At 37.0% G+C, this 21103-nt stretch carries 23 protein-coding genes, 1 tRNA gene and 1 riboswitch; of the genes, 14 read left to right on the plus strand and 10 right to left on the minus strand.

The genetic code is table 11. From position 1 onward, the window contains the following. Window positions 1–90 precede the first annotated feature (90 nt). The 3 genes from FG27_RS08570 to FG27_RS08580 all read right to left on the minus strand — a co-directional run bounded on the left by FG27_RS08570 (window position 91) and on the right by FG27_RS08580 (window position 1968). On the minus strand, window positions 91–1104 hold the full coding sequence (locus FG27_RS08570; RefSeq protein WP_037318021.1) for an acyl-CoA dehydrogenase: 1014 nt from the start codon (window positions 1102–1104) through the stop codon (window positions 91–93). Next, window positions 1073–1678 (minus strand): nicotinamide riboside transporter PnuC, encoded by a 606-nt coding sequence (pnuC, locus tag FG27_RS08575; protein ID WP_037318023.1) that lies wholly within the window; start codon window positions 1676–1678, stop codon window positions 1073–1075. The genes FG27_RS08570 and pnuC overlap by 32 nt, the downstream gene beginning before the upstream one ends. 55 nt (window positions 1679–1733) lie before the next feature. After that, window positions 1734–1843: riboswitch (TPP riboswitch) on the minus strand. Window positions 1844–1896: 53 nt separating this feature from the next. Beyond that, window positions 1897–1968 (minus strand) — tRNA-Arg (locus FG27_RS08580). A gap of 124 nt (window positions 1969–2092) precedes the next feature. Between FG27_RS08580 and FG27_RS08585 the strand changes: the two genes are divergently transcribed. From FG27_RS08585 to FG27_RS08600, 4 genes are all read left to right on the plus strand, one after another. Then, the gene (locus tag FG27_RS08585) at window positions 2093–2392 is read left to right on the plus strand and encodes a hypothetical protein (RefSeq protein WP_037318025.1); all 300 of its coding nucleotides are present in this window, start codon (window positions 2093–2095) and stop codon (window positions 2390–2392) included. Between the two features lie 140 nt (window positions 2393–2532). After that, window positions 2533–3228 (plus strand): DUF2490 domain-containing protein, encoded by a 696-nt coding sequence (locus FG27_RS08590; protein WP_037318027.1) that lies wholly within the window; start codon window positions 2533–2535, stop codon window positions 3226–3228. A gap of 51 nt (window positions 3229–3279) precedes the next feature. After that, window positions 3280–4269 carry a DUF1028 domain-containing protein gene (locus tag FG27_RS08595; protein WP_037318029.1) on the plus strand — a complete coding sequence of 330 codons (990 nt, stop codon included), beginning with the start codon at window positions 3280–3282 and terminating at the stop codon, window positions 4267–4269. Between the two features lie 43 nt (window positions 4270–4312). Continuing rightward, entirely contained in the window at window positions 4313–4687 is a 375-nt protein-coding gene (locus FG27_RS08600; RefSeq protein ID WP_037318031.1) for a hypothetical protein, read from the plus strand. Window positions 4688–4861: 174 nt separating this feature from the next. On the opposite strand, the gene FG27_RS08605 is transcribed toward FG27_RS08600, so the two are convergent. Beyond that, window positions 4862–6412, minus strand: coding sequence for a M20/M25/M40 family metallo-hydrolase (locus FG27_RS08605; protein WP_037318033.1), 1551 nt, complete (start codon window positions 6410–6412; stop codon window positions 4862–4864). Between the two features lie 188 nt (window positions 6413–6600). On the opposite strand from FG27_RS08605, the gene FG27_RS08610 reads away from it, so the two are divergent. Both FG27_RS08610 and FG27_RS08615 read left to right on the plus strand, forming a co-directional pair. Beyond that, entirely contained in the window at window positions 6601–8994 is a 2394-nt protein-coding gene (locus FG27_RS08610) for a prolyl oligopeptidase family serine peptidase (protein WP_051935802.1), read from the plus strand. Next, window positions 8994–10220 (plus strand): cysteine desulfurase-like protein, encoded by a 1227-nt coding sequence (locus FG27_RS08615; RefSeq protein ID WP_037318035.1) that lies wholly within the window; start codon window positions 8994–8996, stop codon window positions 10218–10220. The genes FG27_RS08610 and FG27_RS08615 overlap by 1 nt, the downstream gene beginning before the upstream one ends. Before the next feature lie 467 nt (window positions 10221–10687). On the opposite strand, the gene FG27_RS08625 is transcribed toward FG27_RS08615, so the two are convergent. Then, entirely contained in the window at window positions 10688–11830 is a 1143-nt protein-coding gene (locus FG27_RS08625) for a cystathionine gamma-synthase (RefSeq protein WP_037318039.1), read from the minus strand. An 89-nt stretch (window positions 11831–11919) separates the two neighbouring features. Between FG27_RS08625 and FG27_RS18660 the strand changes: the two genes are divergently transcribed. Genes FG27_RS18660 through FG27_RS08640 form a run of 3 tightly spaced genes read left to right on the plus strand, consistent with a single transcriptional unit; the run spans window position 11920 to window position 13972 of the window. Then, a complete protein-coding gene (locus FG27_RS18660) occupies window positions 11920–12714 on the plus strand; it encodes a DUF3298 and DUF4163 domain-containing protein (RefSeq protein ID WP_051935803.1) in 795 nt (264 codons plus the stop codon). 12 nt (window positions 12715–12726) lie between these two features. Beyond that, window positions 12727–13080 (plus strand): arsenate reductase family protein, encoded by a 354-nt coding sequence (locus FG27_RS08635; protein WP_037318041.1) that lies wholly within the window; start codon window positions 12727–12729, stop codon window positions 13078–13080. Next, entirely contained in the window at window positions 13073–13972 is a 900-nt protein-coding gene (locus FG27_RS08640; protein ID WP_037318043.1) for a DMT family transporter, read from the plus strand. Before FG27_RS08635 ends, FG27_RS08640 begins: the two co-directional genes overlap by 8 nt. Here the strand turns inward: FG27_RS08640 and FG27_RS08645 are convergent. Further along, window positions 13969–14529 carry a hypothetical protein gene (locus FG27_RS08645; protein WP_051935804.1) on the minus strand — a complete coding sequence of 187 codons (561 nt, stop codon included), beginning with the start codon at window positions 14527–14529 and terminating at the stop codon, window positions 13969–13971. The two genes, FG27_RS08640 and FG27_RS08645, sit on opposite strands and share 4 nt — an antisense overlap. A gap of 142 nt (window positions 14530–14671) precedes the next feature. Further along, the gene (locus FG27_RS08650) at window positions 14672–15166 is read right to left on the minus strand and encodes a thioesterase family protein (RefSeq protein WP_037318047.1); all 495 of its coding nucleotides are present in this window, start codon (window positions 15164–15166) and stop codon (window positions 14672–14674) included. Window positions 15167–15359: 193 nt separating this feature from the next. Here FG27_RS08650 and FG27_RS08655 point away from each other — a divergent pair, with 193 nt between their 5' ends. The 4 genes from FG27_RS08655 to nadD all read left to right on the plus strand — a co-directional run bounded on the left by FG27_RS08655 (window position 15360) and on the right by nadD (window position 18502). Beyond that, complete coding sequence (locus tag FG27_RS08655) at window positions 15360–16346, plus strand: YheT family hydrolase (RefSeq protein WP_037318049.1); 987 nt, start codon at window positions 15360–15362, stop codon at window positions 16344–16346. Between the two features lie 62 nt (window positions 16347–16408). Then, window positions 16409–17266 carry a YicC/YloC family endoribonuclease gene (locus FG27_RS08660; protein WP_037318051.1) on the plus strand — a complete coding sequence of 286 codons (858 nt, stop codon included), beginning with the start codon at window positions 16409–16411 and terminating at the stop codon, window positions 17264–17266. Then, window positions 17267–17860, plus strand: coding sequence for a guanylate kinase (gene gmk / locus FG27_RS08665; RefSeq protein ID WP_037318053.1), 594 nt, complete (start codon window positions 17267–17269; stop codon window positions 17858–17860). 57 nt (window positions 17861–17917) lie between these two features. Continuing rightward, window positions 17918–18502, plus strand: a complete 585-nt coding sequence (gene nadD / locus FG27_RS08670; RefSeq protein ID WP_037322087.1) for a nicotinate (nicotinamide) nucleotide adenylyltransferase — start codon at window positions 17918–17920, stop codon at window positions 18500–18502. Between the two features lie 147 nt (window positions 18503–18649). Here nadD and lysM read toward each other — a convergent pair whose 3' ends face one another. Beyond that, window positions 18650–19153: a peptidoglycan-binding protein LysM gene (lysM, locus tag FG27_RS08675; protein WP_037318055.1), complete on the minus strand. Its 504-nt coding sequence runs from the start codon at window positions 19151–19153 to the stop codon at window positions 18650–18652. A 381-nt stretch (window positions 19154–19534) separates the two neighbouring features. On the opposite strand from lysM, the gene FG27_RS08680 reads away from it, so the two are divergent. After that, window positions 19535–20530: an NAD(P)H-dependent glycerol-3-phosphate dehydrogenase gene (locus FG27_RS08680; protein ID WP_037318057.1), complete on the plus strand. Its 996-nt coding sequence runs from the start codon at window positions 19535–19537 to the stop codon at window positions 20528–20530. Window positions 20531–20535: 5 nt separating this feature from the next. Here FG27_RS08680 and FG27_RS08685 read toward each other — a convergent pair whose 3' ends face one another. Beyond that, complete coding sequence (locus FG27_RS08685) at window positions 20536–20931, minus strand: hypothetical protein (RefSeq protein WP_037318059.1); 396 nt, start codon at window positions 20929–20931, stop codon at window positions 20536–20538. After that, window positions 20931–21098: a hypothetical protein gene (locus FG27_RS19135; RefSeq protein WP_156101219.1), complete on the minus strand. Its 168-nt coding sequence runs from the start codon at window positions 21096–21098 to the stop codon at window positions 20931–20933. Before FG27_RS19135 ends, FG27_RS08685 begins: the two co-directional genes overlap by 1 nt. Between the last annotated feature and the right edge of the window lie 5 nt (window positions 21099–21103).

Raw genomic sequence — 21103 nt, forward strand, 5'->3', positions numbered from 1 at the left:
CATTTCTGCTAAAAAAAGGGGAATTAGCTTAACCGAATTAAACCGAAATTGAGAAGAAAAATAATCGCTGAAATTTTATTCACACCTGTATTATTTCGTAAAAATATGATGTTGTGTAGCCGTAAAATAATCACAAAAAATTTGATTTAAAGGATGGTTTTTTCGACTTGCTTTTATGCCTAAATATGGATAAATTTCTATAATATTTTGCGAAATGTTTTTTACAGAATTTGAAGCTGAAGTATGAATTTCTTCTAAAAAATCTTCGGTAATAGTTTTCTGACTGGTAATTTTCAGTTCAATATCTTCGGCATACCGAGTTATTTTTTGATTGTGTAGATCGAGGTTTTCTGCAAAGGTTTCCAAAGCATCTATAGATTTAATAACGCTGGCTTCTTCCAGAAAATGTTCGGCCATACCCACATAATTAACCCAAAGGGTGAGATCTGCAAATACTGAAAATGGTACTTTAAAAATATCCTGTGGCTGGTGAAAATCATTATATACAAAACTGAAACGTTTTGGAATTACTGCGCTTTTCACTTCAAAAGAATGGGTAACCGAAGCTTTTAAACCCATGGTATCCCAATCTTCAATAACCCTGACTTTCTCTTTTGGCACCACAAACGATCTTACTTTCGGGGATCCATCTTCGTTAAGCAAAGCCTTGCCTTTTTCAAAAATTTCAGCATTCAAGGTAAAATGGGTTAAATAAGGTGCGCCGGTAGCATAACGCCAGGTTCCGGAAATTTTAAAATCATCACCCAGTTTTTCAGCTTTACCAAAAGTGCCACCACTTCCGCCTAAAATAGTGGTTCCTGATTTTTGAAAAACTTCCTTTGCAGTTTTTGGTTCCAGGTTTCCTATAAAAAAGTTGGCGCCGCTACATAAAGTTACCGTCCAACCCAGGCTGCCATCAATTTTAGCCAAATCCTGAAGTTTGGAAAGTCCGTTAGAAAATGACACCTCCAATCCACCAAAATCTTTAGGCACCCAAATATTCCAGAGGTTTTCCTTTCTAATCCAGTTTAAAACTTCTTCAGGAAAAATTTTTGCGTCAAAGCATAGTTTCTTAAGCGCTTGCAATTGATTCTCGTTTTTCATTATTAATTATTTTACGCCATTTAAAATAGCCGGAAGTACCTACAATAAAAAGGAAAACCGTTAAGCCGGCATAAATGTATAGCTCTTTATAAATAAGTAAAGGAATGGCGATGCTATTGCTAATATTCAGAAAAATCCAGTTCTCCATTTTTCTTTTGGCCATAAGCCACATTCCCGCCCAGGCGAATCCGCTTACCGTGGCATCCCAAAACGGAACATCAGAATCGGTATGAAATCGAAGCCAGTAAGTCATTAGCGTAAAACAAGCCAGAACAATTCCAAAAGCTTTAAGGAGATCTTTTTTATCTGAATAGGAAATTGGGGTTTCTTTAGCTTTTCTCCCGAATTTCCAATAAAACCAGCCATAAATGCTCATCACCAGGTAATACAGATTAAGGATAATATCGGCATAAAGTTTTGAGCGGTACATTACAAAAAGGCTTATAAGAATGGAAACAATTCCGAATAAATAATTATGGATATTGTTTTTTCGCGCCAATAAAACCTGAACCACGCCAAAAATAGTTCCGATAGCTTGTAACCAGGTAAGTTGTGTAAAAAAATCCTCTATCATTGTTGTATTGTTCAATGAAATGAGGTGATGAAGTAGCTAAAAATTACAGGGATGCAACTTTAGTTTTAAAAATCCCTACGCCGGCATTATCCAGATCAGGTTCAGAGTAAAAACTCCCGGGTATCATCTCAGCCTGCCTTATGGCAAGCACCCCATTTCCAGTGCAAAGCTATAATAATATTAGGAGAATTTCCGTTAAATGATCAATATCTAAAAAGTGACCTCGCCAAGAATCGAACTTGGATCTAAAGTTTAGGAAACTTCTATTCTATCCGTTGAACTACGAGGCCTTTTAAGCGGTACAAAAATAATAATGTTTTCAGAAATTCATCATATTATAAACCTAAAACTTCAGGCAATTGCATTGCTTTTACTAACTTTATTTTAAGTATGTTTTAAACTTATATTTATAATATGAAAGCTATTTTTCTAAGCCTGGTTACAATTTTTATTTTATTAAGCTCAACTTGTGATCGTGAAAATACAGAAGGACAAATGCAACTTACCGGAACTATAGAAAGCCAGGGAATGACCTCTTATCAATATGGCACCCACATTTTAAATTCAGAAGAGGAATTTTATGCTCTAAAAAGTGATAATTTAAACCTTGATGAATTCGTTGGAAAACAAGTTAATGTTTCCGGTTCAAAAATAGAGGGTTACCCTGTAGATGGAGGTCCAGATTATATTCTAGTTACAGAAGTTAGCGATTAGTAAAGTACCGCAGGGTAATCCCAATAAGTTTTGAAGCAAAACATTTTAATTCAAGCCAAATTGATGAGCATTTTGTTCTCGATCATAGCCTAAATTCTTATTTTTTATTATGTAATGCTATATTTGCGGAAAAAGTATAAATGAAAAAATCACTCCTTTCCGCAGTTTTATTTAGCCTTTTTATATTATTTTCTGCCAATGCCCAAATTGATGAAGATCAAACCGGCGCCTGGTATATGTATTTCTGGAATACAGAATTCGGGGAGAGCCAATGGGGACTTCAGGGAGATATTCAATATAGAAACTGGGATTTAGGTGGAGATTTGGAACAATTGCTTATTCGCGGCGGACTTACCTATTCTCCCAAAAATGCCGCTGTAAAATTCACGCTGGGATATGGAAATATCACCACAGGAACTTTTGGCGAAAGCGATGAAACTTCAGGTGAAAGCAGGATTTATCAGGAAGCTTTACTTCCGCATAAATTAAGTAGCAGGTTTTATCTCACTCACCGTTTTAGATATGAGCAACGTTGGGTAGAAAACCAGGACTTTAGAACCAGATACCGTTACAACCTGTTTTTAAATATTCCACTAAATCAGCCAAACCTGAATAAAGACGCTATTTACCTTGCCCTATATAACGAATTATTTATTAACGGCGAACGGAAAATTGGCGATGGCAGAAGTGTTGAGTTATTTGATCGAAACCGATTTTACTCTGCGCTGGGATATGCCTTAAAAGACAATTTAAAATTGCAGGCCGGGTATATGACCCAAACTACAGATAATGTTAGTAAAGGCCAGATTCAACTTAGCCTGCACCATACTTTTTAAATAATTCAGCAGAGTTTCGCTATCTTTAGCTTTTAATCAGAAACCTGCCTTATGAAGCAATTTTTACTCTTCACCGCTTTGGTATTTACCTCAAGTTTAAATACTGAAGCCCAAAATTCTAAAATTAGCGGAGACGCTTTTGCGCATACTTATTCCATTGTTGCACGAGATGCAAAAACCGGTGAAATGGCTGTTGGAGTTCAAAGTCATTGGTTTTCAGTTGGACCACTAGTAGCCTGGGGAAAATCGGGGGTTGGTGTAGTCGCCACACAATCCTTTGTAAACCCCGCTTTCGGGCCAGAAGGCTTAAAGCTTTTAGATAATGGCTTCACTCCTGAAGAAGCTATAGAAACCCTTATCAATAATGATGATGGTCGTGATTTTAGACAACTTGCCATATTGGGAAAATCGGGAGAAAATTCAGCTTATACGGGTGAAAAATGTGTAGCAGAAGCCGAGCATGTTAACGGAGATAATTTTTCTGTTCAGGCGAATATGATGTTGAATGATGATGTTGTGCCGGCGATGGCCAGGGCATTCACTGAAAATGTAAACTTACCTCTAGCCGAAAGAGTTGTGGCTGTTTTAAAAGCTGCACAGGATGCCGGTGGTGATATCCGTGGAAAGCAATCGGCAGCATTAATTGTAGTAGGCCCTGAGAAAGTTGAAGAAATCTGGAAAGATAAAAAAATAGACCTTAGGGTAGATGATCACGAAAATCCCATAAAAGAATTAGATCGTTTGTTAAAAACTGCAAGAGCTTATGAATTCATGAACCGTGGCGATCTGGCTATGGAAGAAGGAAATGTAGAAAAAGCCCTCGAAGAATATGGCACTGCAGAAAGCATGTTCCCAAACAACCTGGAAATGAGATTTTGGAAAGCGGTAGCCCTCGCCAATAGTGACCGGCTGGAAGAAGCAAAGCAAATCTTTAATCGAATTTTTGATGAAGATGAAAACTGGCGCATAATGCTAAAGCGCTTACCAAAAGCCGGACTTATAGATGTTACAGAAGAGGAATTGAAGATGCTTACTGAGTAACTCTCATAGATTTAGTATCTTTAAAACTTAAAATAATACTGTTATGAAAATTACCTTTAATAAAATTTTTCTTGGACTTTCAGTAGTAGGGATTACTGCTTTTACTTCCTGCAAAGACGAAGAAAAAACACCGGAAACTGAAGAGAATAGACCCAATACAGAAATGAGTGGTAATAGCTCCGGAAATGCGGAAACTCCAGATGTAAATCCACCGCACGGCCAACCCGGTCACCGTTGCGATATGCCGGTTGGGGCTTCTTTATCTGGCAGCACCAATACAAATACTGATGCTGGTTCTTCTTCAGAGATGACTACTTCCCCTATTAGAATGAAAGAATCAAAACCCTCTAAAAACCCTCCTCACGGTGAGCCTTACCACGACTGCTCTATTCCTGTTGGAGGTGATTTGAAAGGATAAGTTTTGATTCCAAAAAATAAAAAAGCTGCCTGGAAAGTTTCATAATAGTCATCCTGAACTTGTTTCAGTATCTAAGTTGTTGATGTGCTTATCAAGACATATTAGAAGCTGAAATAAATTCAGCTTGACGAGAAAAATAACTTTCCAGACAGCTTTACTTAAAGTAATTAGAACCTAATCTAACCCACCTTTTCTCTCGGCATCTCTTGGCTCTGGCCAGGTCATTTGCTCGCCAGATCTTCTGCTAATTGGCAACACGGCTTTTTCCCTTGATGAAGTTTCAGGATCTTCGCTAGCCATATAGGTCATAATTGCGGTTAAGATCACGTTGCTTCGAACATCGTCAAAAACAATTTTATCGTAAGTATCTAAATTGGTATGCCAGGTATAATTCCAATAAGACCAGCTTAAAGAACTCAGCATAAATGCAGGCGCACCGGCAGCTACAAAAGAAGCATGGTCAGAGCCTCCACCAGAGGGAGTTCCTGGGAAAGAAGTTTCAATTTCTCCTTTTATCTCCTGCGGAACCGGCTCCAGCCATCTTCCTATATAATCGTATGCATGAAGAAATCCCTGTCCGCTAATATTTTTTACTCTTCCTGTTCCATTATCCTGGTTGAATAACGCCTGAACATTGGCTACAATTTCAGGATTATCTTTTACAAAAGCGCGAGAACCATTAAGTCCCTGCTCTTCGCTTCCCCAATGCCCGGCGATAATTGTACGCTTCGGGTTTGGATATAGTTTTTTAAGGATTCGCATCGTTTCCATCATCACCATAGTTCCGGTAGCATTATCGGTTGCGCCGGTTCCACCATCCCAGGAATCAAAATGCGCTGAAAGAATAATATATTCTTCAGGTTTCTCGCTACCTTCAATTTTTGCAATAGTATTAAAAGTTGGCACTTCTCCAAGATCTTTAGATTCTGCTACCACCTTAATTTCTGGGGCATTATCATTTTCCGCTAAACGGTAAAGCAATCCGTAATCTTCCAAATTAATATCTATTGTAGGAATTTTACTGGTATACCCACCAAAAACTTTATTAGCACCAAACCCATGAGACCAGTTAGAAGTTACAATTCCCGCAGCGCCTGCTTCTTCAAGTGCTTTTGGCAATTCGCGGTAGCCATAACCGGTTTTTTCAATTCGGTTTCTCCAAAGAGAATCAGCTTCTTTTATACTTTTCTGCATATTTTCCCAGGACTTTTCGGTCGCCCATTCTTCCCAGTTATATGGAGGTCTTCCGGTAGGTTCGTTTACAGAGATCATTACAAATTTTCCTTTTACGGAAGAAAGCATTTCGGCGAATGCCGTAGAATCTGTAGCTTCAGGTAAAATAACCACCTCAGCGGTCACTCCTTTTTTTCCGGTTGAAGGACTCCAGGCCAATTGACGCCCCTGTAACGTTCTCAATCTTGGTTCTACAAGGTCAATATGAGTGATCCCACGCTCCCAGCCACGCCAGGTGCCATATTCTTCATTTTCAGCCGAAATTCCCCAGCTATCATATTTTTTTACCGCCCAATCATGAGCATTTTTCATTTGCGGAGTTCCTACTAATCTAGGTCCCACTACATCTACAAGTTCGTGAGCAAGTTCTTCTAATTTCGAATTATCATTGGCCTCATTAACAATTTTATCGACCATTTCTTCCTGTGCCTGTACCTGCAATGCACCTGCTATAAGGAATAAACTAAAAAGGTTTCGTAAGTTTTTCTTCATTCTGTTTTAATTAATTTTTAATATTTAAGGCTAAAGATAAGACATCAGGAACCTCGCGGCAAGTCTTCAGTAATTAAAGCATAAAGAAGAAGAATGTTAATTAGGTTCTCACCTGGGCTTTACTCTTTTTAGCATTTTAACTATATTGGCAGAGCTTAAAAAAATCAAACCCACAATCCCTTAATTCCATGAAAAAACTTCTACCTTATTCATCTAAAATTAAATTTCACCTTCTTTTCTTAACATTATTAAGCTTTAGCTATAGTGCAATTTCGCAAACTAGTGAACTTTCATTAGAAAAGATTATGCAGGATCCTAATTGGATGGGTACTTTCCCCTCTAATATAAAATGGAGTGCCGATAGTGAAACCCTATATTTTGATTATAATCCTGAAAAAAATGCACAGGATTCCCTTTATAAAATTGATCTAAAAAATACTTCAGAGATCAGTAAAGTTAGCCTGGAGGAAGAACGAAAAATAATTCCCGGATACGGCGATTTTAATAAGGACAGAAGCAAAAAAATCTTCAGCAAAAAAGGAAATCTGGTAATATATGATCAAAAGTCTGGTGAAACAACCCAGTTATTAGATCTCTCAGAAAGTATTTCGAATGCCGAATTTATGGAAGATGAAAACAAAATAAGTTTTATCTCGGGTGAAAATGCGTTTATCTACGACAGGAAAGCGGGAAGCATTAAGCAACTTACCAATATATCTAAAGGCAAGGCTGAAGAAGATAAAGAAGATAAAACTTCAGAAAAAGATGCCTGGGTAAGAGATGAAAATCTGGAACTTCTGGAAGTGGTAAACAAAAGAAAAACAGATAAAGAAAGCAGGGATGCTTACAAAGAAGCTACTGCAGAGGTAGAAGCTTATACTTTTTACCTTAACGATAAAGATCTTAGCAATTTACAGGTTTCTCCCAATGGTAAATTCGCAACATTCAAGCTTATTACTCGAGAGCGAAATGGTAGTACCGACGTCCCTAATTATGTAGATGAATCTGGTTATACTGCTAACCTTCCTGCCAGAAGCAAAGTTGGCGAAGACAAAACCAGTATTGAAATGGCTATCTACAATTTTGAAAAGGATACAGTTTATACTCTAAAAACAGATAATTTGCCTGGTATTACTGATTTACCAGACTATGTAAAAGATTATCCTGATAAAGAATGGGAGGAAACTCAAAGAGAAGTTGCCCCTACTACCGTTTATTTTTCAGGGAATGGCGAACATGCCGTGGTAAATATTCGATCTAAAGACAATAAAGACCGATGGATTGCTAAAATTGATTTAGAAACCGGTGAGTTAAGCACTTTAGATCGTCAAAGAGATGAAGCCTGGATTGCAGGACCAGGGATTGGTTATGCATATTATGGTGGTGAAGAAATGGGCTGGTTGGCTGATAATAAACATATTTATTTTCAGAGTGAAGAAACCGGATATTCGCATTTGTACTTATTAGATGTTACCAGCGGAAATAAAAAAGCACTTACTGAAGGCGATTTTGAAGTTTTTGATCCCGAACTTTCAAATAATAAAAAGCATTGGTTTTTAACAACTTCTGAAGTTGGACCGGGCGAACGTCACTTCTATAAAATGCCGGTTATGGGTGGCAAAATGGAAAAACTTACCCAAATGCATGGTCACAATAACGTCTTCCTTTCTCCCGATGAAAAAAACATGGCCATTTTACATTCTTACAGTAACAAGCCCTGGGAATTATATTTAAAGAAAACCAAGGCAAATGCTGAAGCCAAACAACTAACCGAAGGACAATCTGAAGCATTTAGCAGCTATGAATGGAGAGAACCCGAATTAATAGAATTTGAAGCCGAAGATGGTGCTATGGTTCCCGCCAGATTATACAAGCCAGAAGCCGATGTAAAAAATGATGCAGCAGTAGTTTTTGTGCACGGTGCGGGTTACCTGCAAAACGCTCACAAATGGTGGAGCAGCTATTTTAGAGAATATATGTTTCATAACCTATTAACAGATCTTGGCTACACCGTGATCGATATCGATTACCGCGGCAGTGCGGGGTATGGTCGTGACTGGCGAACAGGAATTTATCGCCATATGGGTGGAAAAGACCTTTCTGACCAGGTTGATGGTGTGGAATATTTAATAGAAAATCACGGTATAAACCCTGAAAAAGTAGGGATCTACGGTGGCAGTTATGGTGGTTTTATTACCCTTATGGGAATGTTTAATGAACCTGAAACCTTTAAAGCCGGTGCAGCATTAAGATCGGTTACCGATTGGGCGCATTATAACCACGGATACACTTCTAATATTTTGAATGAACCTGCGGCAGATCCTATTGCTTACCGAAGATCTTCTCCCATTTATTTTGCTGAAGGTCTGGAAGGCGATTTATTGATCGCACACGGCATGGTAGATGTAAATGTTCATTTTCAGGATGTAGTAAGACTTTCGCAACGTTTAATTGAATTAGGCAAAGAAGACTGGGAAATGGCAGTTTATCCTGTAGAAGACCACGGTTTTGTAGAACCCAGCAGCTGGACCGATGAATATCGCAGAATCCTGAAGTTGTTCAACGAAAGCCTTTTAGACTAATGGATATTGAATTTGTAAGAAGTCAGTTTCCAGCGCTCCAAAGAGAGTTTACATTTATGGATAATGCCGGTGGTTCACAAACTTTAAAGAAAGTGGCAGAACGCATCAGCGGGTATCTATTACATCATAATGTGCAACTTGGGGCTTCGTATAAAGTTTCCCGGGAAGCCGGAGAAAAACTCACTTACGCTACCAAGCAAGTAAGCAGATTTATAAATGCTGGCAAACCAGAAGAAGTGGTTATAGGTCCTTCTTCTTCTATGCTTTTACGAATTTTAAGTATTTGTATTAGCAAGCAATGGCAGGAAGGTGACGAGGTAATTGTCACCAATACAGATCATGAAGCCAATGTTTCCCCCTGGACAGATTTAAAAGAAAAAGGCATTAATGTTAAGACCTGGAAAGCCAATCCTGAAAGTCTAGAACTTGAAATAAGCGATCTCAATAAATTATTAAGTAATCGCACAAAATTGGTTGCGGTAACACACGCTTCAAATATTTTAGGAAGTATAAATCCTATTAAAGAAATTGCAAAAACGGTTCATAAAGCGGGAGCCCTTATTTGTGTAGATGGGGTGGCTTATGCTCCTCATCGCCGGGTAGATGTTAGACAATTAGATGTAGATTTTTATGTGTTTAGCTGGTATAAAACCTATGGCCCACATTTGGCGGTGATGTATGGTAAATACAATCAGTTGCATAAAATGGATGGCATTAACCACTACTTTTTTACCAAAAAGGATGTGCCTTATAAATTTCAACCGGGAAATTTCAACTTTGAACTAACCTATAGTTTATTGGGAATTACCGAATATTTTGAACAATTATTCAAACACGAATTTCCCCGGGAGAAAAAAGCCGATTTTCAGGAAAAAATGGATAAAATCTTTGACTTGATTGGCAGACATGAAGAACGCATAAGCAAACCTTTAATTAATTTTCTATCGGAACATCCCGATATTAGAATAATTGGCCAGGATACGGCTAACAGAGAGAAAAGAGTTCCCACGATTTCCTTTATTCATAATAAATTGAAAAGTGATGAAATAGTCGAAAAGGTTGATGATTACCGAATGGGAATTAGGTTTGGCGATTTTTACGCCAAAAAGCTTATTGAAGATACAGGTTTAAAAGAGAAAAACGGAGTGATTAGAGTGAGTTTGGTTCATTACAATAGCCTGGATGAAGTAAAAAGATTGATTTGGGTTTTAAAGAAAATCATTTAATTTTTTTGCCCCGAATACACGAATGTTTTTTCTTAAGATTTATTACGAATTGCGCTCCTATGGAGCTCTAAAAACTATGTCTATTATTTTTATAAATATGGCGCCTCGATGAGGCTCCATAAAAAGAGATTATCAAACAAAACAGGACTGCAAAGCTCCATAATAGCGAAATATTTATAGAAAGCTCTGCTCTCTCCCGATTTGTTTCGGGATTCTAATAGCCTTTGAGGCTGTTCATCTTAGATTCTGAAATAAATTCAGAATGACGATAAAACTACTTAGATGCAAAAATCTAAAAATTAAATCCTCAGCGATTAAAAAACTTTTTAGTAAGCTTCAGCTCCGTAGGAGCGAAATATTTATAGAAAAAGATGATCTAAAAATCATAGAGTTCCATAGGAGCGGCATAAAAAAAGCCACGAACCAAATTAATGATTCGTGGCTTAATTATTTTCTGCGAAACTAAACTATCCTATAGCCTGTTTTAAGTCGGCTATCAAATCTTCTTCATCTTCAATTCCCACACTTAATCTTATTAAGGAATCTACCACTCCAATTTTCGTCCTTTCTGCTTTTGGAATAGAAGCATGCGTCATACTGGCGGGATGCCCGGCCAGCGATTCTACTCCTCCAAGGGATTCGGCCAGCGTGAAAACTTTTAGCTTTTCAACAAGCTTTGTAGCACTTTTTAGCGTGTCTTCTTTTGTGGTAAAAGAGATCATTCCGCCGAAACCTTTCATTTGCTTTTTGGCGATATCGTGGTTTGGATGATCTTCGAATCCGGGCCAGTAAACCTTTCCTACTTTTGGATGTGATTTCAGGAATTTCGCAATCGCTGCTCCATTTTCACAATGACGCTGCATTCTAAGATGCAGGGTTTTTATTCCGCGTAAAACAAGAAAACTATCTTGCGGACCGCAAATTGCACCGCTGGCTTTCTGAATAAAATATAGTTTTTCAGCTAATTTTTCATCTTTTACAACTAATCCACCCAAAACTACATCACTATGCCCGCCTAAATATTTTGTAGCACTATGCATTACAATATCAGCTCCAAGATCTAGTGGTTGTTGCAAATAAGGTGTTGCAAAAGTATTATCTACTGCAAGTAGTAAATCCCGTGATTTTGCAATTTTAGAAACCGCTTCTATATCAATAATATTCATCATTGGGTTGGTTGGTGTTTCAACCCAAATCAATTTTGTATTCTCATTAATATATTCTTCGATATTATTTGCTTTATCCATCCCGATAAAGTGAAATTTGATTCCGAAATTCTCATAAATTGAAGTAAATAATCGGTAAGAACCCCCGTAAAGATCGTTGGTAGAAATAATCTCGTCACCGGGTTTAAAAAGTTTTAATACCGCATCTATGGCTGCAAGACCAGAACCAAAAGCAAGTCCGAATTTGCCATTTTCAATGCTGGCAATAGATTTCTCTAAAGCCGAACGGGTTGGGTTCCCACTTCTGGAATATTCAAAGCCTTTATGGCCGCCCGGCGTGCTTTGTGAATAGGTAGTGGTTTGATAGATAGGAGGCATTACAGCACCGTAAGCCGGGTCTATATTATCCTGCCCTCCATGTATAGTTTTGGTATTAAATTTCATAAGTTTTCAGTTTCCATCAAATGTAGCATGCTCGTTGTGTTTAAACAAAATAGGTTTATCTTTATTCGCTGTATTTAACAGCCTTTTATATGTACCGAAAATTACTCCTCCTACTCAGTCTTTTCTTAGTTTTTATTTCCTGTAAGGATGATAAATCTGATGCCAGTGTCAAACAGGTTAAGGGCGATACCGAAGCACTTAGCTTTTATGATGAAGGTTTATTGCCTAAAGATTTTGAAGCCTGCAAAAATGCTAAATGCCCTAAAATAAGAGTGAATTACTTAAAATTTAGAGAAGAAGATCGGGAAGCGGCAAAAGTTATGAATACCCAGAATGAAGCGCAGCTCGTTAGAATATTTAACAATACAGAAGAAGATACTGATGCCAAAAATATAAAGGAAGCAGTAGATGAATTTATCCAGGATTTTCAGAATTTTAAAAATGATTTCCCGGAATCTGAAGCCGGTTACGAAGTAGAAATCTCCCAATCGGTTTTAAGCCAGACCAAAAAAATATTAGTCTTAGAAACCGATTTTTACTTGTTTACCGGTGGTGCACACGGCTACGGTGCTACGCATTATTCCAATTTCGATATCCCTTCAGGCGAATTGCTGGAAAAAGAAGATTTATTTTCAGACCTGGAAGCCTTTAGAAATTTTGCTGAAAAAGAATTTAGAAAGAAATATGAAATTTCGGAAGCAGAAAATATAAATTCACAGGGCTTTTTCTTTGAAAATGATAAATTTGCGCTTCCGGAAAATATAGCGGTTACCAAAAACCGGGTGATTTTAGTTTATAATCGTTATGAGGCCGCAAGTTATGCTGAAGGCGAATTAAAATTATCTTTCCCGAGGAATAAAGTAGCCCAATGGCTGAAATACTAAAATAAACCTGTTATGAAAAAAGTATATCATCTCTCTACTTGCAATACCTGCCAAAAGATTTTAAAGGAACTGGAGTTACCAGATTCTTTTGAGCTTCAGGACATTAAAGAGGAAGAAATTACCACAGCGCAGGTGGAAGAAATGAAAAGCCTTGCAGGAAGTTATGAAGCTATGTTTAGCCGAAGAGCTCGTCTCTACCGTGAAAGAGAACTCAATAAAAAAGAACTTTCTGAAACCGATTATAAAGAGTTTATTTTAGATCATTATACATTTTTGAAAAGACCGGTTATAATTAATGATGAAGAAATTTTTATAGGAAATTCAAAGAAAACCGTTGCGGCGGCTAAAGCTGCAGTTCATGGATAACAATCGAATTCTGGCTATTCTCGCCGCTATTGGTGCCAGTGCGATCTATGGACTTAACCATACCATTGCAAAAGGCGTAATGCCTACTTACATAGAACCTTTCGGATTTATATTTTTAAGGGTTTTTGGTGCGGCTATCTTATTTTGGGGAATCAGTTTTCTTGGGCCTAAAGAAAAAATTGCAACTTCAGACTGGCCAAGAATTTTTGGTTGTGCTGTTTTTGGAATGGTAATTAATATGCTGTTTTTCTTTAAAGGATTAAGCCTTTCTACCCCCATTAATAGCTCGGTAATTGTAACGCTTTCGCCGGTGATGGTGCTAATTTTGGCCTCTATTCTTATTAAGGAACGTATTACTTTATTAAAAAGCCTGGGAATAATCGTTGGTTTGGCGGGCGCCTTGGTTTTGGTTCTTTTTAGCGCTGAAAGTACTGGTAACGCGCCAAATATTCCAATGGGAAATGTACTTTTTATAGTGAATGCCTTTAGCTACGGACTTTACCTGATTTTAGTAAAACCGCTTACTGCAAAATATCATGCGCTTACTTTAATGAAATGGTTATTTCTAATGGGGGTTTTTATCAATTTCCCAATAACAATTGGCGAATTCACCGACGTAAACTGGACTAGCTTACCTTTTGATGCTATTTGGAAAATGGCTTTTGTAGTTGCCGGAACAACTTTTTCTACTTATTTGCTGAACATTTATGCCTTAAAACAACTTTCAGCCTCTACCATAAGTGTATTTATTTACCTGCAACCGCTCATTGCGATTACCTATGCAATTTTAAGCGGCGCAGATGAATTAAATGTAGTAAAAGCAGTTGCCGCAATTTTGGTATTTGTGGGAGTTTATATGGTAACCAAAAAGAAAACCGAAGTAAGAGCTTAATCTTTAAGTTTTTCGGCGAGTTGTTGTAAATAAACTTTGTTCTTTTTTACAGCTGAAAGATTAGCCTTGTAAGTATTCACCCTTCCTATAGCTGGAAAACTCAATTTACCTTTAGCCAGAGAGTTCGCGAGAAGAATTTGTAAATAGTTGTAAGTAAGTATAAATTGTTGAATTAGATTCGTTCTTTTCCTCTGGAAACCCAATTTTTCAGCGGTTCTTTCATTAAAAATATAGCTGGTACCTTCCAGGGTGATTTCTTCTGCTTCCTTTTCATTAAAGCTTTCTGAAAGTTTCAATAAACCTAAAATATAATGTCTTAGAATATATCTAATTCGTTGTCTGCCTTCCCAATTTCTATCAATTAGATAATAGTAATCAAATAGAGTTCCGCCGTGAATAATGATCTTTCCGTTCTTTTCTTTTTCTGTAATAAAAAGCGGAGAATAATAAATTAATTTGCCTTGTTTTTTGCCTTGTGGGGTATCTATAAACGGCGATAATACAGAAAGGATTAATGGAGCGGCAACCAATGGCAAATAATACCATTCAAGCGACAATCCAATTAATATAAAACCTAGAAATACCAAAAAAGCAAGCCCGGAAAATTTAAGGATTTCCCGGGTTTGTTCTTTATGTGGCTTTATGTAAAACTTATGCCTTTCGATAGCGGGAATGTAAGCAATTCCAAAGAAGGAATTACTAAAATCCTAACTTTTCCGGTTCCATATGTTGTGGACGTTTACCAAATTTCCTGGTGTCTTCTTTGCTTAAAATCTTAAAATCATCGGTATGACTTAAGCTGTCTAAATTATCTCGCAAGACTTTTGGCAGTTTGGTAAGTTTTCTTTCTTTTAAATCAATCCAGGCGCCCATCATTTCACAACTGGCAAAGTTTCGGCCTTTTTCATCATAAAAATTATGTAGAAACTCAAAATACATTCCGTCTTCCGCAAGCCCTTTTAATTGCAGTGTTACTTTAATAGGTTTCCCGGCAAAAACTTCTTTAAAATAATAAATATGCTCATAAAATACCACAGGCCCTATATTGTTTTTTGCCAGTTCTTTTTGTCCAAATCCATTTTCCATTAAAAATGCCATTCGGGTATGGCTCATAAAATTCACGTAAGCTGTATTGGCTAAATGCCTGTTGGCGTCTATATCACTCCAACGAATCTCAAATTCTTTGGTATACATTTTTCTCTAATTTTTCATAAAATTAAGCATAAATATTATGCATGCATAATTATTTCAGAATTAGCTTTCTATAATATCCTTAGATAAATGCTTTTCTTCCGTTAACTTCCAATATCAATTTTCAAAAGATGGCGTTCAGCAGTATTTAAAGAATCTTGTTTAATTAATATTATCCTGCTTAACTTTGCCAACTATGCCATTGATAAAAACCAAATATAAAGCCCCGGCTTTTTTTAGAAACGCTCATATATCAAGTATCTATGCTGCTACTTTGCGAAAAGTAGATTTTAGTTTTATTTGCCAAAACCGTATTGAACTAAGCGATGGTGATTTTCTAGATTTAGAACGCAGTTTTTATTCCCCACAAAATAACAAGATTATAATTTTGCTTCACGGCCTGGCAGGAAACGCCAACCGGCCTTACATGTTGGGAATGGCAAAAAAATTTAAGGCAAAAGGCTGGGATGTTGCCTCTATGAACTTTAGAAGCTGCAGTGGTGAGATGAACAGGCTTTATCGCAGTTATCACGCAGGTGCTATCGAAGATCTGGAAGCGATAATCGCCCATTTACAGCGAGAAAATAAATATTCTGAAATTGGATTGGTGGGTTTTAGTCTTGGTGGGAATCTCATGATGAAATATTTAGGGGAACAGAATAATATCCCTTCAGAAATTAAATCGGCAGTGGCTATTTCTACACCTTGCGATCTTGGTGCTTCTTTAAAGGAACTCGATAAAACCCATAATTTCCTTTATTCAAAACGTTTTATTAAGAATCTGAAGAAAGAATTACAACTTAGGCAAACTCATTTTCCATCAGAAATTAGCAAGGAGGAAATCACACAATGCAATTCTCTACTGGCTATAGATGAACTATATACAAGCAAGGCGCATGGATTTAAAAATGCATCAGACTATTACAAAAAATGTAGCTGCATTGGATTTCTGCCTAATATTAAAATTCCCACGCTACTGCTAAATGCAAAAAATGATTCTTTTCTTTCGCCAAATTCTTATCCGGTAGAGCTCGCAAAAAATTCCAAATTTCTTCATCTTGAAATTCCAAAACACGGTGGCCACGTAGGCTTTATTCAGCATAAAAATGCTTATTACCAAGAAGAACGCACCCTGGAATTTATAACGCAAGAGAGATCGAGAATTTTAGAATCTATAAAATAGGCTTTAGCCGGCTTTGCCCTGCTACAGAATTGATTATCTTTGCGCAAGCTTAAAAATCACGCATGATTCAGTCAATGACAGGTTTTGGGAAAAGCATAACGCAGCTTCCATCCAAAAAAGTTACCGTAGAGATCAAGTCGCTTAACAGCAAAAACCTTGATGTAAACGCCAGGATTCCTTCGCAGTACCGCGAAAAAGAACTTCAACTAAGAAACACAATTTCAAAATCGCTCACTCGAGGAAAAGTGGATTTCTCCCTTTTTGTCGAGATCACCGGCGAAGAAACTACCGCTTCTGTTAACCGGGGCGTGGTGAAAAATTACATGCAGCAGTTGAAAAGTATTGTTGAAGGCGATGAGACCGAATTGCTGAAAATGGCAGTAAGAATGCCTGATGCTGTTACCACCGAACGTGAAGAAATAGACGAATCTGAATTTAAAGCAATTGAGACGGCGGTGATTGAAGCACTTGAAGAAATCACCCAGTTTAGAAAAGATGAAGGCGAAGCATTAGAGAAGGATCTTAAGCTTAGGGTGAATAACATTGAAGCCTTACTTAAGCAAGTGATTAGAATAGATCCTGAACGTGTAGATGCTGTGAAGGAACGCCTTAGAAAAGGTGTAGCTGATCTTAAAGAGAATGTAGACGAAAACCGTTTTGAACAGGAATTGGTCTATTATATTGAAAAATTTGATATTACAGAAGAAAAAGTAAGGCTGGAGAATCATCTTGCTTATTTTAACGAAAGCATAAATTCTCCCGATTCTAACGGAAGAAAGCTAGGTTTTATCTCCCAGGAAATGGGTCGTGAAATCAACACAATTGGTAGTAAATCTAACTACGCTCCTATGCAACAATTGGTGGTGCAAATGAAGGACGAGCTGGAAAAAATAAAAGAACAACTATTAAACGTACTTTAAATGAGCGATGGTAAACTTATCGTCTTCTCGGCACCATCTGGATCGGGAAAAACAACGATAGTCCAACATTTATTGAAACATAAAGAACTAAACCTTGAATTTTCGACCTCGGCTACTTCACGAGCACCAAGAGGCGAAGAAAAAGACGGGCAGCATTATTACTTTCTTTCTTTAGAAGATTTCAAAAAGAAGATAAAAAACGACGAATTCCTGGAATGGGAAGAGGTATATCGCGATAATTTTTACGGAACTTTAAAAAGCGAAGTAGAACGCATTTGGTCTCACGGAAAAAATGTGATTTTTGATATTGATGTTGTAGGCGGGCTGGATATTAAGAATATTTATCCCGAAAAAACCCTGGCTGTATTTGTAAAACCTCCAAGTATTGAAGAATTAAAAATTCGCTTAAAAAAGCGAAAAACAGAAACCGATGATAAGATAAGTATGCGTGTTGCGAAAGCTTCTATTGAACTTGCAACGGCTCCGCAATTTGATTTTATTATTGAAAACCATCATTTGGATACCGCACTTCAGGAAGCTTATGACCTTGTGGCAAGCTATTTGGGTGCAGAAAAAAAGAATGATATAAGCTGAATTAAAAAGTTGCAAAGGCCAATAGCAGTTGGCAATAAGCATAATTCTAAATATACCATGAACAGAAAAGTCGGATTGTTTTTTGGGACTTTCAACCCTATTCATATTGGGCATCTTATCATTGCCAACCATATGGCCGAGTTTTCTGATTTAGATGAAGTATGGCTGGTGGTCACTCCGCATAATCCGCATAAAAATAAAAATACACTTTTAGAAAATCATCACAGGCTGGAAATGGTATACAAAGCTTGTGAAGGCTATGAGCATTTAAAGCCTTCTAATGCTGAATTTAGCCTACCACAGCCCAACTATACCAGCACTACTTTGGTGCATCTTCAGGAGAAATATCCTACCAATGAATTTTGCCCAATTATGGGAGAAGACAACCTGAAAACTTTCCATAAGTGGAAGAATTACGAGGTGATCTTAGAAAACTATGAAATATACGTGTATCCCAGAATTTCTGGTGGCAAGGTTGAAAATGAATTTAAAGATCATCTTAAAATTAAACGGGTAGCAGCGCCGGTGGTAGAGATTTCATCTACATTCATTAGAAAATCTGTAAAGGAGGGGAAATTTATAAAACCTATGCTACCTGACGCGGTTTGGGAGTATATTAAACTGATGAATTTTTTTAAATAGATAAAAACAAAAGACTGTTTAAAAGTCTAATTTTAGTCGTTCGGGTTAGCTGATTGAACCTACTTTTTTCATTGTGGAACTACAAGCTATAGGACGTCGTCTGCCCTCAATATAACAACCTCAAAAATTTTAAACAGTCTTTAACCTTTATTTCTGCTCCAGGCGGGGAATTCGTAAAACCTGCCCGGGATATATTCTATCTGGATCTTTAAGCATTGGTTTATTGGCTTCAAAGATCATTGTATACTTATTTGCATCACCATAATGCTCTTTGGCGATCTTGCTTAAATTTTCACCTCGTTCTACCGTATGAAAACCGGCTTCAGGAGATTCAATTTTAACGGCTAACCTATCATCTACCTTAGCAATTCCTTCAGAATTACCAACTACAAGCACTATTTTTTCTCGTACCGCCTGAGTATCGGCAAGACCATAAATTATTGCTGTGTTTCCTTCAATGTCAATTACCGGATTTTCTACGGTTAAGCCAAGCCCTTTTATAGTGTCCAGCAATCTTTGAGAAGCTTTAGCATTCTCTTTTCTTATAATTTCCTTTTTCGCTTCAGTGATTTCTATATTCTCTTCTTCTTTTTCTTTATCCTTACCAAAGAGTTTTTCTCCGGCATCCTTTATAAATGAAAATATTCCCATAATGCTGATTACTAAGTTAGTGAATAGAAAAATACGAAAGGAAATTTATATTTCATATACTTCAACTCCTAAATTTTTGTTAGATTTTTCCTACTGATTAAAAGTCAAACAAAAACCGCAGACTACAATAAAATTGTGAGTCTGCGGTTTTCAAACTAAATAACCAACCAAAAACTAAGAAAATCCATCTTCTTTAAAAAGAAGGACTCGTCGTCTATAAGACAACGCAAAAACAATCAGGGAATTGCCAACTCCAAAATTTAAATATGTTAAAGTTTTTTCGCTGTTTTTTTGATTAATCCTCAGGAAAGTGCTTTATAATATCGGTCTCTTTAGATATACTAGAAAATTGTTTATTTTTGAATTACAGAAAACCAACCTATGGATAATTCTCCAAAATTTGCCGTGATTGGCGGAGGTAGCTGGGCTACCGCAATCGTAAAAATGTTAAGTGAAAATCTAAGTACCATTCATTGGTATATGCGTAGCACTTACGCCATAGAGCATATTAGAAAGCAGGATCATAATCCTAATTACCTGAGCTCGGTAGAATTTGATGTAAATCAATTAGAACTAAGCAATGATCTTAATAAAACAATTGCAGCTGCCGATTATATTATTTTCGCTATCCCCTCGGCGTTTTTAAAGCGTGAATTAGATGCTTTAACGGTTTCGCTAGAGGATAAGGTTATCTTCTCAGCAATTAAAGGAATTGTGCCGGAAAGCAGCCTTATTGTAGGCGAACATTTTGAAGAATACCATCACGTGCCCGCCGATAATATTGGAGTAATTACAGGCCCTTGTCACGCTGAAGAAGTAGCCCTGGAAAGACTTTCCTACCTTACCATTGCCTGTACCGATGAGGAAAAGGCAAAAGTTGTGGCGAAAAACCTGGAGAGTGAATACATTAAATGCAAAATAAGCGATGATGTAACAGGAACCGAATATGCAGCAATGCTTAAGAATATCTACGCTATAGCCGCCGGAATTGCACACGGACTAGGATATGGAGACAACTTCCAGAGTGTGTTAATGAGTAACGCTATTAAGGAAATGAAGCGTTTTATCAAAAAAGTGCATAAGATGAAGCGTAACATCAATGATTCAGCTTACCTGGGAGATCTATTAGTAACAGGATATTCAGTATTTAGCCGAAACCGTATGTTTGGAAATATGATTGGTAAAGGCTACACCGTAAAAAGCGCTCAAATGGAAATGAGTATGGTTGCCGAAGGTTATTATGCTACCGAAAGTGCCTATAAAATAAATAAAGATAAAGGCGCCAAAACCCCAATAATCAATGCTGTTTATGGAATTCTTTATGAAGGGAAAAATCCGAAAAAGGTGATTAATAAACTTGCAGAAAAGCTTACCTAAGTTAATTATTCAGCTAAAACTCCTTTATTAGGAATAATTGGAATTTCACGTAAAGCTTTTTCATTTATGCTGTTTTTTCTGAATAAATAATTCTTTTCATACATCTTACCTTCAGCGAAGAAAGTAACCTGAAATTGGTTATTTAGCGCAAGCACTTCTTCCTGAATAAATTCAATTTTCGCGAAAGATTTAGAATGAAGCTTTTCAAGCTTATGGCGTATGGTAGAAGTTTCCTTTTCTTTATTGTAACCCTTACTTACAATTAAAGCCATTTCAATAGTTTCATCGCTATCATTAATGAGATAAGCGGTCCACTCATCTACCTTAAAAGACTCGTTGTAAACCTTCACAGCCGCAACATAAACGTTGTTAACTTCTGGAATGTCAATATCTTTCCTCACTAATCTTCAATCTTATTTTTAGCCCATTTAAACATTCCCCAAAGGACAAGTGCAGCAATACCTAATAAAATAGCTCCTAGGGCAAATTCAATAATTTCTACTGCAATTAAAATAATAATTACTGCCAGTGCCAAAATACCAAAAACAACTAATCCAATTTTTTTCATAAGTC

The sequence above is a fragment of the Salegentibacter sp. Hel_I_6 genome (assembly GCF_000745315.1).
Taxonomy (GTDB): domain Bacteria; phylum Bacteroidota; class Bacteroidia; order Flavobacteriales; family Flavobacteriaceae; genus Salegentibacter.

Coding starts and splice junctions, on each gene's coding strand:
- FG27_RS08605 (WP_037318033.1), bottom strand. CDS start 6,412: ATGAAGAAAAACTTACGAAACCTTTTTAGTTTATTCCTTATAGCAGGT.
- nadD (WP_037322087.1), top strand. CDS start 17,918: ATGAACAGAAAAGTCGGATTGTTTTTTGGGACTTTCAACCCTATTCAT.
- pnuC (WP_037318023.1), bottom strand. CDS start 1,678: ATGATAGAGGATTTTTTTACACAACTTACCTGGTTACAAGCTATCGGA.
- FG27_RS08585 (WP_037318025.1), top strand. CDS start 2,093: ATGAAAGCTATTTTTCTAAGCCTGGTTACAATTTTTATTTTATTAAGC.
- FG27_RS08650 (WP_037318047.1), bottom strand. CDS start 15,166: ATGTATACCAAAGAATTTGAGATTCGTTGGAGTGATATAGACGCCAAC.
- lysM (WP_037318055.1), bottom strand. CDS start 19,153: ATGGGAATATTTTCATTTATAAAGGATGCCGGAGAAAAACTCTTTGGT.
- FG27_RS08680 (WP_037318057.1), top strand. CDS start 19,535: ATGGATAATTCTCCAAAATTTGCCGTGATTGGCGGAGGTAGCTGGGCT.
- FG27_RS08590 (WP_037318027.1), top strand. CDS start 2,533: ATGAAAAAATCACTCCTTTCCGCAGTTTTATTTAGCCTTTTTATATTA.
- FG27_RS08570 (WP_037318021.1), bottom strand. CDS start 1,104: ATGAAAAACGAGAATCAATTGCAAGCGCTTAAGAAACTATGCTTTGAC.
- FG27_RS08610 (WP_051935802.1), top strand. CDS start 6,601: ATGAAAAAACTTCTACCTTATTCATCTAAAATTAAATTTCACCTTCTT.
- FG27_RS08660 (WP_037318051.1), top strand. CDS start 16,409: ATGATTCAGTCAATGACAGGTTTTGGGAAAAGCATAACGCAGCTTCCA.
- FG27_RS08635 (WP_037318041.1), top strand. CDS start 12,727: ATGAAAAAAGTATATCATCTCTCTACTTGCAATACCTGCCAAAAGATT.
- FG27_RS19135 (WP_156101219.1), bottom strand. CDS start 21,098: ATGAAAAAAATTGGATTAGTTGTTTTTGGTATTTTGGCACTGGCAGTA.
- FG27_RS08615 (WP_037318035.1), top strand. CDS start 8,994: ATGGATATTGAATTTGTAAGAAGTCAGTTTCCAGCGCTCCAAAGAGAG.
- FG27_RS08625 (WP_037318039.1), bottom strand. CDS start 11,830: ATGAAATTTAATACCAAAACTATACATGGAGGGCAGGATAATATAGAC.
- FG27_RS08655 (WP_037318049.1), top strand. CDS start 15,360: ATGCCATTGATAAAAACCAAATATAAAGCCCCGGCTTTTTTTAGAAAC.
- FG27_RS08595 (WP_037318029.1), top strand. CDS start 3,280: ATGAAGCAATTTTTACTCTTCACCGCTTTGGTATTTACCTCAAGTTTA.
- FG27_RS18660 (WP_051935803.1), top strand. CDS start 11,920: ATGTACCGAAAATTACTCCTCCTACTCAGTCTTTTCTTAGTTTTTATT.
- FG27_RS08600 (WP_037318031.1), top strand. CDS start 4,313: ATGAAAATTACCTTTAATAAAATTTTTCTTGGACTTTCAGTAGTAGGG.
- FG27_RS08640 (WP_037318043.1), top strand. CDS start 13,073: ATGGATAACAATCGAATTCTGGCTATTCTCGCCGCTATTGGTGCCAGT.
- gmk (WP_037318053.1), top strand. CDS start 17,267: ATGAGCGATGGTAAACTTATCGTCTTCTCGGCACCATCTGGATCGGGA.